We start from the raw sequence: 16,490 nt of genomic DNA, 5'->3' as shown, positions 1-16,490 counted from the left end.
GCTAACTGTAACTAGATGATATATCAATGGGATATCGACTAAGTAATCAGTGAGAATGTGTGCACAACCGACGACGTTCACGCTACCGCGCACTCAATACAGATGCAGGTTGTAGTTTGCAAGCGCGCTGAGCGGGATACCAGGTCGCCAACAAGCTCAATACGACTGCCGTCGTAGACACCATCAACACATCGCTGAAGTGAAGCTCGGTCGGGAGAAAATCCACAAAGTAGATATCACCGGAGAGAAAGTCCTGCCCCGTTAAGCGCTCGATGCCGCCCACGATAGTGGTGAGATTCAGGGCAATCAAACACCCTGCCACCGAGCCTATCAGGCTACCAAACAGACCCGAAAGCAGACCATGCCAAATGAAAATGGAGCGAATCAATCCATCTTTTGCGCCCATGGTACGCAACACAGCCACGTCTGCTGCGCGGTCTTTCACCGCCATCATAAGCGTCGAGACAATGTTGAAACAGGCCACACCAATCACCAGCACCATCACAAGATACATAATGACCCGTACCATTTGAATATCGCGATATAAAAAACCGTATTCTTGGGTCCAGTTCTTGAGGTACACATACTCTTTCAGGGTTTGGCCAACTTCGCGCACAATGCTTCTGGCATCCAAAGGGTCGCTCAGTTTCAATGCCACGCCTGACACTGCTTCACCCATACCAAGATACTCCTGTGCATCTTGAATCGGGATCAAAGCCAACCCATGATCGACCTGTCCACCCAAACTCAGAATCCCTGAAACTTGAAGGCGAATGCGTTTTGGCGCACGCAGCTTGAGATCAGGATCAGGCGAAGGCACCAAAGCGGTTATCCAGTCACCCTCTTTGACATCCAAGGCATCAGCAATGCCCTTGCCCAGCACCACAGAGTTGCTGCCGGGTGTGAGTGATGACCAGCCATCACCGAGCACATAGTCTTTAATACTGCTGACGTTAGCCTCTTGTGATGAGTCTATGCCGCGAAGTTGAACTGGCTTAAGATTCGCCCCTTTTTCCAGCAATGCCGTCAAAGTGACATAAGGCGCACCAGCCACGACGCGAGGGTTGGCGACAGCCGTATCTTGCATTTCTTTCCATGCCTTAACCGGAGTATCAACGCCCTCAAGCTGCGCGTGTGGGATCACGGATAAAACGCGATTGTTTAACTCACGCTCAAAGCCGTTCATGGCTGACAGTCCAATAATAATGACCATCACCCCGACCGAGATACCCATCATGGAAGAGACGGAAATAAACGACACCAGCTTATTGCGACGCTTCGCTTTGCTGAATCGACGCCCAATAAACAGCGCTAACGGTTCAATCATTGTGCGACGGCCTCTGACGCTTGTTGCTCAACGAACTGGCCATCCAACATCGATAACTGCCTGTCCATCTTGCTTGCCAATTCTTTGTCGTGCGTGACCACCAAGAATGCCGTATTAAATTCACGATTTAACTGGCGCATCAAATCATAAATATCCAATGCCGTTTTATGATCGAGGTTACCCGTCGGTTCATCCGCCAATACCAAGGCAGGACGATTGACCACGGCGCGTGCGATGGCGACGCGTTGACGTTCACCGCCAGATAGCTCAGAAGGTCTGTGCTCTGCGCGATGTGCCATGCTCACCGCTTCCAGAATTTCCAATGCGCGGCGCTTTGCTTCGGCAGGCTTTTCTCCACCAATCATTAGCGGCATGGCAACGTTTTCCAGCGCGGTAAAATCTGCGAGAAGATGGTGGAATTGGTAAATAAAACCAATATGACGATTACGCAAAGTGGCTTGATCAGACGCACGCATCTTGATCAGATCTTTCCCCTCAAAATGTACCGTGCCTTCGGTTAAGGTATCTAATGCGCCCAGAATGTGGAGCAAGGTGCTTTTACCCGAGCCAGACGCGCCAAGGATCGCTACCAACTCGCCTTTATCAATCGAGAAAGAGACGCCTTTCAATACTTTCGTATTCAACTCGCCTTCTTGATAGGTTTTAACGACGTTTGAACAGGTTAACAATGCATTACTCATAGCGAAGCGCCTCAGCTGGACGAACAGAAGCCGCCTTAAATGACGGAAACAAAGTAGCAAGAAGACTGAGCACAATCGCGCCCAAGACAACAGATAAAATCTGTTCGGGTTTCACAACAACAGGCAGTGCTATTCCGTTACCCAGCAAGCTAACATTAAAAAGGTGCATAATTTCATTGATGTTGATGGCCAACAGCGTGCCGGACAAACCACCGAGCATGGCGCCAATCACGCCACTGCTTGCGCCCTGTACCACGAAAAGCGCCACGATGTTTTTCTGGGTCATCCCCTGTGTTTTCAATATGGCGACCTCAGATTGCTTTTCCATCACCACCATGATCAACGCAGAAATGATGTTGAATGCTGCCACCAAGATGATCAGACTAAGCATCAATCCCATCATGTTTTTTTCCATCTTCACCGCTTGAAATAGCTCGCCGCGTAGCTCTCGCCAATCTGACCATTCATAACCCATGGTTTCTGCCACTTGCTTTAAAGTCGGCACGTCAAAAGGGTCTGTGATGAAAAGACGGAGATCAGTAGGTTGCGAGCGGGGAAGGCGCATCAATCTCGCCACATCATTCAAGTTAGCGAACATCAACTGTCCATCAACATCTGTGGCTGTATCGTAGATGCCCGAAACCGTAAAATTACGTTGCGAGGGTATGCGCCCCACAGGCGTAAACTGACTGGCACTTGTGATCATCACTCGCACTTTATCGCCGACTGACACGTTGAGGTCTCGTGCTATCTTGCGACCCAGCACCAAGTGATAACTGCCCGGAAGTAGCTGATCGAACGACCCACGCACCATGAACTCTCGAATAGGCTCGGGGCTATTAGGATCGACACCTAGCAACCGCCCCGCTCCGATTGAAACAGGGCTTTGAACAACAGCATCCGTACTAACGATTGGTGCTGTGTCGGTGACACTTTCCCAGTTCGAAATGGTATTAACATCCGGCGCTAACTGCGTGTCGCCCGAAATGATCGCTTGTGGAATCACACCCAAAATACGGTGTTTTAACTGCCCTTCAAACCCATTCATCACGGATAGCACAGTGATCAATGCCATCACACCAATGGTGATGCCCGCGGTCGACATGTACGACACAAACCGCCCAAACTTGTCACCTGAACGCCCGCGAAGATAACGCAAGCCAATAAACACCGATAGTGGGTGAAACATATAGTGAATTCTCAACGAGTGATTCAGTCTGCTTACTTAGGGGATACTCACGCATAAACGCTCAGCAGACTGTTCAATTTCAACGGTAAATAAGAAGCAAGAATACCTTTTAGGTCAGCGGATTGCCATGAAACGCCGACGTTCAACCCGCGGTTAGGCGCTTTTTCAGACAAATCGTTCCATTCTTCTGACACCTTCTATGCTATCCGCTCGTATGAAAGAGGCATCAACGTGCCTCCAGCCTCAAAATGGCCATACTATGAGAGCGCTGCAAACGAGAAAAATCATACGAAACAACCGATTTTATCTCTTCAACTAGGAAAGCACCTTATTCACTTAGAAACATGCATAATGAGTGAGTTTGGGTATAATCAACAGATTACAACGCATTAGGATACATGATGAGTCAGGACGAATACTTTTCTGTGCACGCGCACCTAAAAATCAATGTTGAGGAATTAGGTGACGGGGAGCAGGTGCCTTCTGAGGTAGAGTTTGGTCGTGAAATCCCCGTTGCGTTTCGCATCGCCAGCCAGTGTGGCGATATCGACAGTAGTGTAGAGAAAGAAATTCACGCATTGCATCAAGATAATGGTCAAGCGTTGGGTAAATTTCTTATCGCCCAGAATGAAAAAATCAATTTGCTACTCGGTTTTATGCTTGCTCAGCAAGATAACCCTAAAGTGCGTTATCAAACCGAAACTTTCGGTGCCAGCGGCCTAACGTTTATTGCCAAAAAAGCCTTTCACAAAGGCCAACATATTCGCTTGAAACTCTTTCTTGAGAACCCACCCTCAGCCATTTACTGCTACGGTAGCGTCTATGGTTGCAAAGAAAAAAATGGTAAATACGCCGTGGGCATGAAATATATTCGCCTTCAAGAAGAAGACAGAGATGTGCTGATCCGTGCTGCACTGCACCAGCAGCAGAAACTCCTCCGACAGCGCGCATTAGAACGAGATAATTAAGCCCCAAACTCATGACAGACAACGCTCTCTTTGATTTACCTGCACCAACCAAAGCAGGTGACACACGTGTTATTGCCAACCTTCTTGGCGCTTCACTGCCTTTAACCATTGCCAATTTGGCTGAGAAACAGCGCAGATTCATGCTGCTCGTTGTGCCAGATAATCAAACGGCACTCAGACTACAGCCAGAAATCCAGCAATTCACTGAGCAAACATGCCACGTGTTCCCGGATTGGGAAACGCTGCCATATGATAATTTCTCGCCGCATCAAGACATCATCTCAGATCGTATCGCTAGGCTGTATCAACTGTCCCAGCAAACTTCTGGCATATTGATCATTCCTGTTTCCACCCTGTTACAACGTGTTATGCCACGTTCATTCTTGGTTCAGCACGCACTCATGGTGAAAAAAGGCGATGTGCTTTCACTGGAAAAATTGCGCTACAAGCTGGAGCTTTCTGGCTATCGTCACGTAGACCAAGTGATGCAGCACGGCGAATACGCAAGTCGCGGCTCTATTCTTGATCTGTTCCCGATGGGCTCTACCCAACCTTATCGCATCGATTTCTTTGATGATGAAATAGATACGATTCGAGAATTCGACCCCGAGAACCAACGTTCCACCCAAGAACTTGAGCACATTAATCTCTTACCCGCACATGAGTTTCCAACAGACGACGATGCGGTTGAACAATTTCGCGTGCGTTGGCGAGAGCGTTTTGAAGCGCGACGCGAGCCAGAATCGATTTATCAGCAAGTCAGTAAAAAAACATGGCCGGCAGGTATCGAATATTGGCAGCCGCTTTTTTTCGACCACACTGAAACCCTATTTAATTATCTACCCGATGAGACCTTGCTGCTGACGAAAGGTGACATAGAAGCGGCAACCAAGCAGTTTCTAAGTGATGCAGAGTATCGTTTCGATCAACGTCGTGTAGACCCTTTGCGCCCATTGCTTCCGCCGATTGAGCTTTGGCAAAACGTTGATGAGCTGTTTGGTGCATTTAAAGCCTACCCACGTATCAAGCTGGAAATCAGCACGACGGAGCAAAAAGCGGGTCGACTGAATGCCCCCGTGCAACTACTGCCTGAATTGACTGTTAATCAGCAACTCAAAGAGCCACTGGGCGCGCTGCGTAAGTTCACCGAAGATTTCAAAGGGAAGATTGTTTTCTCAGTGGAAACGGAAGGACGTCGTGAAGCCATGCTCGACCTTCTGGCGCGGATCAAAATTCGCCCACTGGTCTGCTCCACATTAGACGATGCACTCAATGCGCCAACGTCTCACGCCATGATCGTTGGGCCCGCCGAAATCGGCTTTGTGGCTGACAGCCCGGCCTTTGCATTGATTTGTGAAAGTAATCTGTTGGGTGAGCGCGTTATTCAACAACGCCGCCGTGGCGACAAGAAAGCCAGTTCCAATAGCGACACCATGATCCGAAACCTGGCTGAATTGCAGATCGGACAGCCCGTGGTGCATCTTGAACATGGTGTGGGGCGCTACTTAGGGTTACAAACACTCGAAGCGGGCGGTATTGAAACTGAATATGTCACGCTGGAATATCAGCAAGGCGCGAAGCTCTATGTCCCCGTCGCGTCACTGCATTTAATTAGCCGCTACAGTGGTGGCGCAGAAGAAACCGCTCCATTGCATCGCCTTGGTGGCGACGTATGGGAAAAAGCGCGCAAGAAAGCCGCTGAAAAAGTCCGAGATGTAGCAGCTGAATTGCTCGACGTTTACGCACAACGAGCCACCAAGCCCGGTTTTGCATTTAAACATGACCGTGAAGCCTATTTGGATTTTTGCTCAAGCTTCCCATTCGAAGAGACACAGGACCAAGCGCAAGCCATCAATGCCGTGCTATCCGACATGTGCCAACCGTTAGCCATGGATCGATTGGTTTGCGGTGATGTGGGCTTTGGTAAAACCGAAGTGGCAATGCGAGCCACCTTCCTCGCCGTCAATAACGCCAAACAAGTCGCCATTCTCGTGCCGACCACCCTGCTCGCTCAACAGCATTTTGAGAACTTCCGCGATCGCTTTGCCAACCAGCCTGTGCGCGTTGAAGTGCTTTCTCGCTTTAAATCGGCCAAAGAACAAAAAGCGATCATGGCAGATTGTGCAGAAGGCAAAGTTGATATTCTAATCGGCACACACAAACTGCTGCAAAGTGATGTGAAATATCACGATTTAGGTTTGCTGATTGTCGATGAAGAACACCGATTTGGTGTGCGTCAAAAAGAAAAAGTGAAAGCAATGCGCGCGGATGTTGATATCTTAACCCTCACCGCAACGCCGATCCCTCGCACACTGAATATGGCCATGAGTGGCATGCGAGATCTGTCGATCATCGCGACACCGCCTTCGCGCCGACTGGCGATCAAAACCTTTGTTCGTGAACGTGATAGTGCAACCATTAGAGAATCCATTTTGCGCGAAATTATGCGCGGCGGTCAGGTTTACTTCCTTCACAACGATGTCGACAGCATAGAAAAAACCGCTGACGAGTTAGCCGAACTCGTGCCCGAAGCACGAATTACCGTTGCCCATGGGCAAATGCGTGAACGCGAACTCGAACGCATCATGTCAGACTTCTACCATCAACGTTTCAATGTCTTGGTGTGTACCACCATTATTGAAACGGGTATTGACGTACCAACCGCTAACACCATTTTGATGGATCGCGCTGACCGTCTCGGCCTTGCGCAGTTACACCAATTGCGTGGACGCGTGGGCCGCTCGCATCATCAAGCTTATGCCTACCTGCTTACGCCACATCCAAAACGCATGACCAAAGATGCCGTTAAGCGCCTTGAAGCCATTGCGTCATTGGAAGATCTGGGCGCAGGTTTCACACTAGCAACCCATGATTTAGAAATTCGCGGCGCAGGGGAATTGCTCGGTGAAGAACAAAGCGGACAAATCCACTCTGTGGGTTTCACCCTCTATATGGAAATGCTGGAACAGGCCGTCGAAGCTCTGAAAGAAGGCAAAGAGCCTTCTTTGGAAGACCTTCTCAACCAGCAAACCGATGTTGAATTGCGTTTACCTGCCCTGTTGCCTGACAGTTATATTCCTGATATCAATACCCGACTTTCACTGTATAAGCGTATTGCGGGCACCAAATCTCAGGAAGAAATTGAAGAGTTGCGCGTAGAGCTCATCGACCGTTTTGGCTTGTTACCCGATGCAGCGTCGAATCTGCTCAAGGTGCAACAGATTAAACTGGATGCAGCGAAACTAGGTGTACGTAAGATCGATGCTCACGACCGAGGTGGTGTGATCGAGTTTAACCAAAACGCCCAAATTGATCCCGGCTTCCTGGTGGGTCTGTTACAATCGCACCCAACTCGATATCGATTCGATGGCCCAACCAAGCTCAAAATTGTCGAATCACTAACTGATCGCCGAGAGCGGGTTGAGTTTGTCGAGACGCTGCTGAATCAATTTGCTGAAAACCTATTGGTCGCCTGAGAACAGGCGACAAGATGTAATTAACGGAGTAATGCTTTGAAAAAGCTAATTTTCCTGCTGCTGTGCACCATTAGCTGGCCATCACTCGCAGAACGTTGGTTTGACGTTGAGGTGATTGTATTTAAACGCAACCAGAGCCCTGATAACGTTCAGGAAAATTGGCCTGATTCGCAACCGAATATCAATCTCTCCAATGCCATTTCTGTGTACGATTCGGCCACACTGTCATCGAAAGGGATACGATTGCTACCAAAGAGTGATTGGAAGCTGAATGCGGAATATAACCGTTTAGCGAATCATGCAGGCTTTAAACCCCTATTGCATGCCGCTTGGCGTCAGAATGACGGCAGCAAGAATGCCATGCCAAAATTACGTTTTACCGCCGGCAAAAACTATGGCGATGATTACTACACCGATGGCACGGCCAAAGATGCGCCGCTAAACAACGCGTCAGGCTATGCGGCCAATGATAAGCAAAGCGGCTCTATGTATGAGCTCGATGGCTTTATACGTGTTTACGTTCAGCACTATCTGTTCATTGAAACCGATCTTGTGCTGCGTGAACCCGGCGAGCGAAAAGTCCTTCAAGATGTCAACGAAGTCACTGCACCGTTAGCAAACCAAACTGAAACCGAGTTGGACGACATCATGGCTGATGGCACACAAATCACCGAAACGGGTGACACAAAATCGTTCGCCGGCTTAAAGAAACTCGAGCGCACTTACGCGGTTGAAAAGTACCTTAAGCCTTATGCCTTCGAACAAAAACGCAGAATGCGCAGTGGAGAAATTCACTACCTCGATCACCCGCTCATGGGGCTGATTATTCAAGTCACTCGCGCCGAGTAAACCTATTAACAACGCCCTCTTGTGAGGGCGTTGTTTTAGCATATCAATCTATGCTGCCCCGTCTCTGCTTTACTTGGTATAACCACTCATTCTACATAACTGCGATAAACACAATGCAAGCTAACTTAGAATTTCAAACTGAGCGCCTTCTTTTACGCTCTCTCAATCGAATGGATGTAATTGCGCTTCGCAATGCCATTAGCCAATCTGCGGATACGGTTGGCCATTGGCTTGATTGGTGCCATGAAGGGTTTGATGACTTAGATGCAGAAGCGTGGATAAACAGAAGCCGTCAAGGCTGGTTAACGGGCAGCAGTTTTGAGTTAGCGGCGTTCGAATTAGAAACCGGCGATCTCGTCGGCTGCATTTACATTTCGAGCATAGACAATGTCGCCAACATGGCGAATCTGGGCTATTGGATTGCAACGCCTTATCAAGGACGAGGCTACGCCAATGAAGCCTCAGAAATAGCCGCCACCCTCGCCTTCAGTCACCTGTTGCTAACACGATTAGAACTCGTGATGGATCCCAATAACCAAGCGAGCATTCGAATAGCAGAGAAATTAGGTGCCACATACGAATGCAAAGCGAGAAATCGCTATATGTATGACGGTGTGCCTAAAGAAGGGCTGGTTTATAGCTTGATACCATCTGATATGAATTTTTAGTTCAAAGACATTCCAACTCTGTTCTGATCAAAAAAAGCTGCCATTAGCAGCTTTTTTCGATTTCGACGAGCGCACTAAACCTTAAAGGCTAATGCAGCTTCAATGACGGACGAAGCACACGGTTAATGCGGCTTACCAGCATCATCAAACCGGTTTTGAATACCCCATGAAGCGCAATTTGGTGCATTCGGTACAACGAAATGTATACCACACGCGCCAAACGGCCTTCAACCATCATCGAGCCACGCGTCAAGTTACCCATCAAGCTACCCACAGTAGAAAAGCGGCTGAGTGAGACCAAAGAGCCATGGTCTTTATAGACATATGGCTTTAGCTCACGATCCGTTACCTTCGCGACGATGTTGGAGAAACAACGGCTCGCCATTTGGTGCGCAGACTGGGCGCGAGGTGGCACCATGGTGCCATCTGGTTGCTCACAAGCAGCACAGTCACCTAGCACGAAGATATCGTCGTCACGGGTGGTTTGCAGTGTTGGCTTGACCACCAACTGATTAACACGATTGGTTTCAAGCCCAGCGATGTCTTTGAGGAAGTCTGGCGCTTTAATTCCGGCAGCCCAAACCATGATCTGCGCAGAGATCTTATCGCCATCTTTTGTCGTCAAGCCATCTTCTTCAGCTTTAACAACCATGGTCGCGGTACGCACATTGACACCCAGTTTAATCAGCTCTTGTTGCGCCGCGCCAGAAATACGCGGTGGTAAAGCAGGAAGAATTCGCTCACCCGCTTCCACCAAAGTGACGTTCAACTTCGAACTGTCTAAATCTTGGAAGCCGTAATTGTGCAGCTCTTTGATTGCGTTATGAAGTTCAGCAGACAGCTCAACACCTGTCGCGCCACCACCAACAATCGCGATATCAACCGTGCCGTTGCCAGATTTAGCGTGAAGTTTAAGGAACTCGTTGTTCATTTCGTTACGGAAACGACGTGCTTGTTCTGGGCTATCGAGGAAAATACAATGATCACGAACGCCCTCTGTGTTGAAGTCATTCGACGTAGAACCAATCGCCATCACAAGGATGTCGTAACTCAGTTCGCGCTCAGGCATCAGCAATTCGCCATCTTGCTCGTCGTGTAACGCCGCCAATTGAATGGTTTTGTTTTCACGATCGATGTTAGCCAAACTACCTAACTGAAAGTCAAAGTAATGGTTTCTAGCATGTGCACGATAGCTGATTGCATCCACGCCTTCATCCAAAGAACCTGTCGCCACTTCGTGCAACAAAGGCTTCCACAGATGGCTCGATTTACGATCGACAAGAGTGACCTTGGCTCGTCCCTTACGTCCAAGTGTGCGCCCTAGTTTGGTTGCCAACTCCAGGCCCCCGGCACCGCCACCGACTACAATAATTTTGGTCACGATTACTTCCTCACCATGATTTTAATACGAAAAAATTGTGCTACACCCCGCGTCACGGACGCGTGATGAAAGAAAAGATGCATGTAGGAGGTGAGGTAAAATGTTGGTCGTGAGATGTTCTGAGTGACAGATTTATCATTCATTTTGGTTCTGTACTCGCGCTATTTGTTTTTGATTTTTTGCGCTCAGCGTCACGAACTATTTTCTCGATGCATTATACAGGTCACTTGATCTCAATCAATTTTTATATGTGCGAATCTAACTCAAATGCAGCGAAAACACGCAATCGAGGCGGGATTATCGAGGTTGGATACCGCTAGAAAAACAAAAAAGGCATCAGTGTTAACAACTAATGCCCTTTGCATGTATGGTGGATGAGCAAACGTTTGAGTTAAGCCTGCTCTTTAAACGCTTTCATCGCCTGAAGGTGATGGGAAATGCTCTTGAATTTGTGTCCCTGTACGTCATCCCAAACCACTTCATAATACGGGCTCAGCATGTCTGCTGAACGCGAATTATCGAGGAGTTCATCGTTTTTCGACAAGACCACTAAACACCGACCCGCATTTTTAACGCGGAAATCTTCAATGCACTTTGTGCCAATATCGGCGTACTCTTCCGGCCTATCAATTCGACCTTCCATATTCTCTTGCGGGAACAGATTCGGGTTAAACATAACCTGCTTTAAACCACTGAGAAAACCAATACGTTCAGACCAATAGCCACCAAGGCCCACACCGCATATCAATGGATGCTTGTCGTCAGAAAGTTCGATGTGTTTGCTCACTTCTTTGAGAAGGTGCTGCATATCGTGTTTTGGATGAAGTGTGCTGTAGCTAATGAAACGAACGTCTGGGTCGATAAACTGTAACTGCATGACCTTTTCGTGGTTTCCTGGGCTCGTAGAATCAAAGCCATGAAGATAGATAATCACTGAAACTCCCTCTCACACTCGTATGGCTAACGCCAGTTCTTCTTAGTCTGTACATGGTGATATCACAATCTATCATGTAATCACACACATTAGTTAAGGTTAAGCAGTAAAGCCTCGAGAGGGTCAATAAAAATGCAGATCAGCGGCAAAAATTCCGAACGTTACTCCGTCACGCTGGTAATGTCGTCACTGTAGGAAGCCAGTTTAGTTCTTAACGCTTTCCGCTGTTTGTTGCTAAGGTGGCGATCGAGACGCTGGAGCAATTCATAGCGCCTCGCAAGATAGATCGCCATGTCGTTGTGATAGGCATCGCTTTGGAAACTGATCAATCGTGAGAAATAGGCATTGATTTGCTGTGCCAAATCCGGCGCTTGGCGGTTATTTAGTATCCCCGTTAACTCGGCCACCAGCTCGTCGCGAATGCCGTAAAACACAGGGCGCATTTCAATCTGATACGTCGCCATTTCGAGTAACTGCGCTTGCTGCTTGTTATTGACCTTATCAATCCAAAACTCCGCACGTTCAATTAACCGCCCTTGCCGACGCTCTCTTTGGTCTTCCAATGTTCCCTTGTTCGCTTTCTCGATGCCTTCGTCAATCCTCTCGTTCATCGTCTCAATCCACTGCGCAGCCTGTTTATCATTCAGTGAACGGATAAGGTTGACCAATGCTGGGGTTAGCCCTTCGACAGAGCCCCTGATTCTCTCGTTTACAAGCTTGTGGTAAGCCCCTAGCTGAGAATAAGACAACGGCTTTGCTGTATCGCGTTCAAGTTGATTCAACAAGGCCTGAATTTGAGGCAGTTCGGTCTTGCGGTGCCATTCATGAAAAGCGTCAAGATCGCGTTCGAGTTGTGCTTGTTGAGAAGGTGTCATGTCAACATAGTCGGATAGGTAATAATCAATCCAAAACGGCAAGGTGTTATAGGCAAATTGATTCGTACAAGCCGCAAGAGAAAACACAACAAAAGCAGCCATAAACAGCGTTCTAATCTGACGACGTAGGTGCTTCATGTCGACCTATCTCCTTCTCGTGCGCGTTGACTATGACAAATTCTCTTTTAATACAGAGGTAAACCGCAGCGCTCTCTCTAGATAAATGGGTTCACCATACAATTGATAACCCAATAAAAACCACAGTGCACCAAGGTAGTGCGCCACGGGCAGCCATCGAGCACAGGTTTCTTGCCACTGTTCAACGTTATCTATACGTCGTATTCGACAATACCGATTCACCAAGGTTTCAAGTTCCACACCATTTGCGAGTGAGGTCATCACTAAATCTAGAGCAGGATCGCCTAATGCCGCGTATTCCCAATCAATAATGTTTAACTCACCATCGGGGCACTTAATCAAATTGTAATAGCCCAAATCGAAATGACAGGTCGTCAAGGAGAGGTCACTTTTGAATGCATGCCGCTGAAAGTGGCTATGAATAGTCTTTATGTCGTCTGAAATCGACGTGCAGGAAAGGCGACTAAAGTAGTGAAGAGCTTTGGCAAAGGGGTCGAATTGATTGGCTAGCAGCGGGAGATCATGCACCTTTGCCTGCAACAATGCGATTGAATCCAGATCAATGCTATCCAGCACCTCGCCTTCTACCCACGTATTAAGCAAACCATCCGAATACAGCGCGACGGGCGATGCGGCAAGCCCACTTGCGGATGCAATCAACAAAGCATCATGCTCATCCTGACGGCTCAAACCAAATGCCTTGGTGGCATGGCTGTTTGGCCGCCAAACAAACTGCCGCCCATCTGATGCGGAAAGTTTCATACAACGGTTACTGAGGCCGCCATCAAGGAATTCTGCCTCTTTAATAATAAAATCAGGCCGCAGTCTTTCAATGACTGCGGCCTTTTCATGTTCAGCGCAAAGCGACAAGGGCTACCACCCAATCAAAGACTTTGACTGCTTTTTGCGGATTTCAGTTTCGTCAGCCCATTCGATCAAGCCAGACTCAAGATCCATCAAACGCATGGTCATCTTATAGTAAACATCTTGGTCGCTGCCGGCGTTCTTGTTTATGCTTGATAGGTTGCCATACAGCATGTACTGGGCACCGACCATTTTACCGAACTGAATCGCCGTACCAGGATTCACCAACGCATCGTTGTTTTGGAAATCAAGCTGCTCGCGAACGGCTTCAACACGGGTCATGTCAACAAAGCGGAATTTGCCTGACTTCAGCATACGGGTGCTGATGGAATCAGTGATGGACTCAGTATCAATGTGCTCAGCAGTTTTATTTTTGATGGATTCAACAAACACAATCGGTCTGCTATCACGCGTAATCGCAGCAACCGCACCAGACGTTAACATGCTGTCTGTCATTTCTACGGCAATCTTTTGCAGATCCGTCGAACCAAACTCAATGGTGGTTGTTTCCACTTCTTGTGCATCACCGTAGCTCACCTTTTGTGAACACCCGCCCATGATGAGTGCGACACCCATCAGCGCAATCACGCTTTTATTCATTCTACTTACCTGTCAATTTGATTAATGGACGCATTACTGCACGTTACGCAGTGATACGCGAAAATTCTTCGCCTCTGGATTGAGCGCCACACCTTGCAGTGTGACCGAATCACCACCGTAGAGGGTGAACTGACGCCACGGCGATTTACCGCTATCGACTTCCAAACCTTGTGCATCGTACCAGTTGAAGCGGTACTGAAGATTTTGGACGTCATCGCTCTTATTGGTCACGATAACTTGTGCCAATAAACGTTCATTCACTTCACTGGTTTTGGCATTGCCAAACTCCAATGATTTACCCAGCACAGCGTTACCCAGCACCACATTCTGGTTACTGCTGTCTATGCTGATCCCAGATGTATTCGCTGCACACCCTGACAAAACTAACGCTGCCGAAAGCAGTATTACTGCATATCGCATCATATTCCTCCTAGAATTCCCTGCCAATGAATCACTTTTCCACCCTGTCGGGACTGCCACAATAAGGTCGTTTTGCCCGGCTGGAGCGCCACTTCGATGGATTGACCATCAACAGTAATGACATGCTGACCTGCCGAAAGCATCTCGCTGTAAACACCGACGCTTTCTGGCAAGGTTTGCCAACTTCGCGTATCCGGTTGCTCACTCAACACATTGAAAATGTTAGCAACCACATTGCCAACACCACTTTCGTCTGTTTCAGACAAAGACTTACGCATTTCGTTTTTCGCCACAACCCGCAAAATCTGCCGAACGCTCATGGCGGGCATAGCTTCATTCAACGCTTGTTGTGCCATGGCATTCACGTTAACCAACGCTTCCGGCACAACATCAGATCCATCGATACGAAATGACGTCTGAGGCCTAGCACTAAATGAAGTGTAATACGGAAGTGCCAAGCTATAGCTTTCTAGGTTGCCGTGTCGGTCGTAGAACCAAATCGGCAAACGCCATGCCTGACGCGCATTGACTATCCCTTGCTCATTGATCACCACCAGCTGGGCTTGGCTATTCAATGGGCGCTGGTACTTCCCAAAACGTTGTTCAAGTAGGTCGAGATCGTTTTTACGCCCCTGCTTGAAGGCAACACGCATAGCTCCTTTGGCAACAAATTGGTTGTCTGGCGCGACAGCCAGTGCACGGCTGTAGTCAATGAAGGCACTATTAAGATTACCTTCAGCCTCATACAATAGTGCAGACAAATAGAAGAGATAACCATTTTGCACCGCGCCCAGCATAGCGCCTGCATCAGGATAACGAGAGAGTACCGCCCCTACGTTGTCAGAAATACCATTTTTCTGCGCCGAGACAGTGGCATTTTTCAGTTCTGACTCTCTAAGCTTACGGGCTTCTTCTTGTACTTGATTCGCTCGACGAGCTTCCACCAACGCGGCGGTTAAATCTCCCTGCTGCAAGTACCCGAGCATCCTATACAGGTGCAAGAAACCAAGCTCATAATCAGCAGGTAAATAAGTCAACATGTTGTCATTGGTCAACAGCGCCCCTGCCTGATTAAAACCTTCTGATACCTGAATAACAGCCTGCTGTTGCTGCTCTTTGGCTGCCCTATCCGCTTTCTCAAACCCGGCAGCACTTTGGGCAATATCTCCCGCGAGAAATGCCAGACGACCGCGCTCCATACCATCTAATAGATCGCCATCAACGGATTCAGGCAAGGTTTCTAGTGCTTGTACAAACTCCCCCTTTGCAGCAAGCGAATGGGTTTGTTGCAAAGCCGCAGAGTAATGACTGAATAAGCCTTGGACTGACAAATTGGCACAACCAACTATCCCAACACTGAGTAGGCCGACCAATAACTTCTTTTTATTCAAAGAGGTAAAAGCCCTACACCGTTCAGCTAGGGCTTGGAAAATTCGCTGAGTCATTACCCGAGAAGCAACGGCCCCAGTGGACGGCCACCAAGCAGGTGCATGTGAATGTGATACACCTCCTGACCACCGTGATTATTACAGTTCATGATCAGGCGATAGCCGTTTTCAGCAATGCCTTCTTCTTCTGCTAATTTGCGAGCCACAGTAAACATGCGCCCCATTGCCGCTTCATCATCAGCTTCAATATCATTCACAGTGGGGATCAACTTGTTTGGGATGATAAGCATATGGGTTGGTGCGCGAGGATTAATGTCTCGAAAAGCAGTGACGAGATCATCCTGATAAACGATATCGGCTGGGATTTCCTTACGGATAATTTTACTGAAAATGGTTTCTTCAGCCACGGGCAGCTCCAAAATGAATGATTTCATGAAGGTGTAAGTATGCTAGAGACCAACACATTGAGCAATAATGAACAGTGTTTTTATCCCAATCAATAAGGTCTCTTGTCACGATTTTCACTCTTCGTTACAAAGCAGTCCGATTCGAGGGTTCATATCTGCCTGCACTTATCAATCATGAGTTACTTATTAACCACATTCTCAATAAATTTGCGTCTCACTTCAAAGACTCGAAATGCCATGCGACTTTAATCATAAAGTTTTTGAAATACTTGCGGATGATAAGAAAACCGATGTGTTAGAAATCA

At 48.0% G+C, this 16,490-nt stretch carries 16 protein-coding genes; 4 read left to right on the top strand and 12 right to left on the bottom strand.

What is annotated here, in order from left to right:
* Positions 1 to 82: 82 nt before the first annotated feature.
* From lolE to AB8599_RS06600, 4 genes are read right to left on the bottom strand one after another with little or no spacing between them, the layout of a single operon-like run.
* Positions 83 to 1,327 carry a lipoprotein-releasing ABC transporter permease subunit LolE gene (gene lolE / locus AB8599_RS06615; RefSeq protein WP_407332951.1) on the bottom strand — a complete coding sequence of 415 codons (1,245 nt, stop codon included), beginning with the start codon at positions 1,325 to 1,327 and terminating at the stop codon, positions 83 to 85.
* Positions 1,324 to 2,028 carry a lipoprotein-releasing ABC transporter ATP-binding protein LolD gene (gene lolD, locus AB8599_RS06610; RefSeq protein ID WP_407332950.1) on the bottom strand — a complete coding sequence of 235 codons (705 nt, stop codon included), beginning with the start codon at positions 2,026 to 2,028 and terminating at the stop codon, positions 1,324 to 1,326. The genes lolE and lolD overlap by 4 nt, the downstream gene beginning before the upstream one ends.
* Positions 2,021 to 3,217 (bottom strand): lipoprotein-releasing ABC transporter permease subunit LolC, encoded by a 1,197-nt coding sequence (lolC, locus tag AB8599_RS06605; protein ID WP_407332949.1) that lies wholly within the window; start codon positions 3,215 to 3,217, stop codon positions 2,021 to 2,023. The genes lolD and lolC overlap by 8 nt, the downstream gene beginning before the upstream one ends.
* Positions 3,218 to 3,264: 47 nt before the next feature.
* Positions 3,265 to 3,411, bottom strand: coding sequence for a hypothetical protein (locus tag AB8599_RS06600; protein WP_407332948.1), 147 nt, complete (start codon positions 3,409 to 3,411; stop codon positions 3,265 to 3,267).
* 207 nt (positions 3,412 to 3,618) lie between these two features.
* Between AB8599_RS06600 and AB8599_RS06595 the strand changes: the two genes are divergently transcribed.
* The 4 genes from AB8599_RS06595 to AB8599_RS06580 all read left to right on the top strand — a co-directional run bounded on the left by AB8599_RS06595 (position 3,619) and on the right by AB8599_RS06580 (position 9,178).
* Positions 3,619 to 4,185, top strand: a complete 567-nt coding sequence (locus AB8599_RS06595; protein WP_407332947.1) for a PilZ domain-containing protein — start codon at positions 3,619 to 3,621, stop codon at positions 4,183 to 4,185.
* A gap of 11 nt (positions 4,186 to 4,196) precedes the next feature.
* Positions 4,197 to 7,661, top strand: a complete 3,465-nt coding sequence (gene mfd, locus AB8599_RS06590; protein WP_407332946.1) for a transcription-repair coupling factor — start codon at positions 4,197 to 4,199, stop codon at positions 7,659 to 7,661.
* Between the two features lie 36 nt (positions 7,662 to 7,697).
* Positions 7,698 to 8,510, top strand: a complete 813-nt coding sequence (locus AB8599_RS06585) for a peptidoglycan binding protein CsiV (RefSeq protein WP_407332945.1) — start codon at positions 7,698 to 7,700, stop codon at positions 8,508 to 8,510.
* Between the two features lie 113 nt (positions 8,511 to 8,623).
* Positions 8,624 to 9,178 carry a GNAT family N-acetyltransferase gene (locus AB8599_RS06580; protein ID WP_407332944.1) on the top strand — a complete coding sequence of 185 codons (555 nt, stop codon included), beginning with the start codon at positions 8,624 to 8,626 and terminating at the stop codon, positions 9,176 to 9,178.
* Between the two features lie 88 nt (positions 9,179 to 9,266).
* Here the strand turns inward: AB8599_RS06580 and AB8599_RS06575 are convergent, their stop codons facing one another.
* From AB8599_RS06575 to hinT, 8 genes are all read right to left on the bottom strand, one after another.
* Positions 9,267 to 10,559: an NAD(P)/FAD-dependent oxidoreductase gene (locus AB8599_RS06575; RefSeq protein WP_407332943.1), complete on the bottom strand. Its 1,293-nt coding sequence runs from the start codon at positions 10,557 to 10,559 to the stop codon at positions 9,267 to 9,269.
* A 391-nt stretch (positions 10,560 to 10,950) separates the two neighbouring features.
* The gene (ycfP, locus tag AB8599_RS06570) at positions 10,951 to 11,493 is read right to left on the bottom strand and encodes an alpha/beta hydrolase YcfP (protein ID WP_407332942.1); all 543 of its coding nucleotides are present in this window, start codon (positions 11,491 to 11,493) and stop codon (positions 10,951 to 10,953) included.
* 161 nt (positions 11,494 to 11,654) lie between these two features.
* Complete coding sequence (locus AB8599_RS06565) at positions 11,655 to 12,506, bottom strand: DUF6279 family lipoprotein (RefSeq protein ID WP_407332941.1); 852 nt, start codon at positions 12,504 to 12,506, stop codon at positions 11,655 to 11,657.
* A 30-nt stretch (positions 12,507 to 12,536) separates the two neighbouring features.
* Positions 12,537 to 13,268 carry a phosphotransferase gene (locus AB8599_RS06560; RefSeq protein WP_407332940.1) on the bottom strand — a complete coding sequence of 244 codons (732 nt, stop codon included), beginning with the start codon at positions 13,266 to 13,268 and terminating at the stop codon, positions 12,537 to 12,539.
* A gap of 111 nt (positions 13,269 to 13,379) precedes the next feature.
* The gene (gene lpoB / locus AB8599_RS06555; RefSeq protein WP_407332939.1) at positions 13,380 to 13,970 is read right to left on the bottom strand and encodes a penicillin-binding protein activator LpoB; all 591 of its coding nucleotides are present in this window, start codon (positions 13,968 to 13,970) and stop codon (positions 13,380 to 13,382) included.
* Between the two features lie 33 nt (positions 13,971 to 14,003).
* Positions 14,004 to 14,390: a YcfL family protein gene (locus tag AB8599_RS06550; protein ID WP_407332938.1), complete on the bottom strand. Its 387-nt coding sequence runs from the start codon at positions 14,388 to 14,390 to the stop codon at positions 14,004 to 14,006.
* Entirely contained in the window at positions 14,390 to 15,835 is a 1,446-nt protein-coding gene (locus tag AB8599_RS06545; protein WP_407332937.1) for a COG3014 family protein, read from the bottom strand. Before AB8599_RS06545 ends, AB8599_RS06550 begins: the two co-directional genes overlap by 1 nt.
* Positions 15,835 to 16,185 carry a purine nucleoside phosphoramidase gene (hinT, locus tag AB8599_RS06540; RefSeq protein ID WP_407332936.1) on the bottom strand — a complete coding sequence of 117 codons (351 nt, stop codon included), beginning with the start codon at positions 16,183 to 16,185 and terminating at the stop codon, positions 15,835 to 15,837. Before hinT ends, AB8599_RS06545 begins: the two co-directional genes overlap by 1 nt.
* Between the last annotated feature and the right edge of the window lie 305 nt (positions 16,186 to 16,490).

It is taken from the genome of Enterovibrio litoreus (assembly GCF_045679545.1).
GTDB lineage: Bacteria > Pseudomonadota > Gammaproteobacteria > Enterobacterales > Vibrionaceae > Enterovibrio.
Note: the sequence above shows the minus strand (reverse complement) of the source record. Positions and strands in the feature narration are given on the sequence as shown.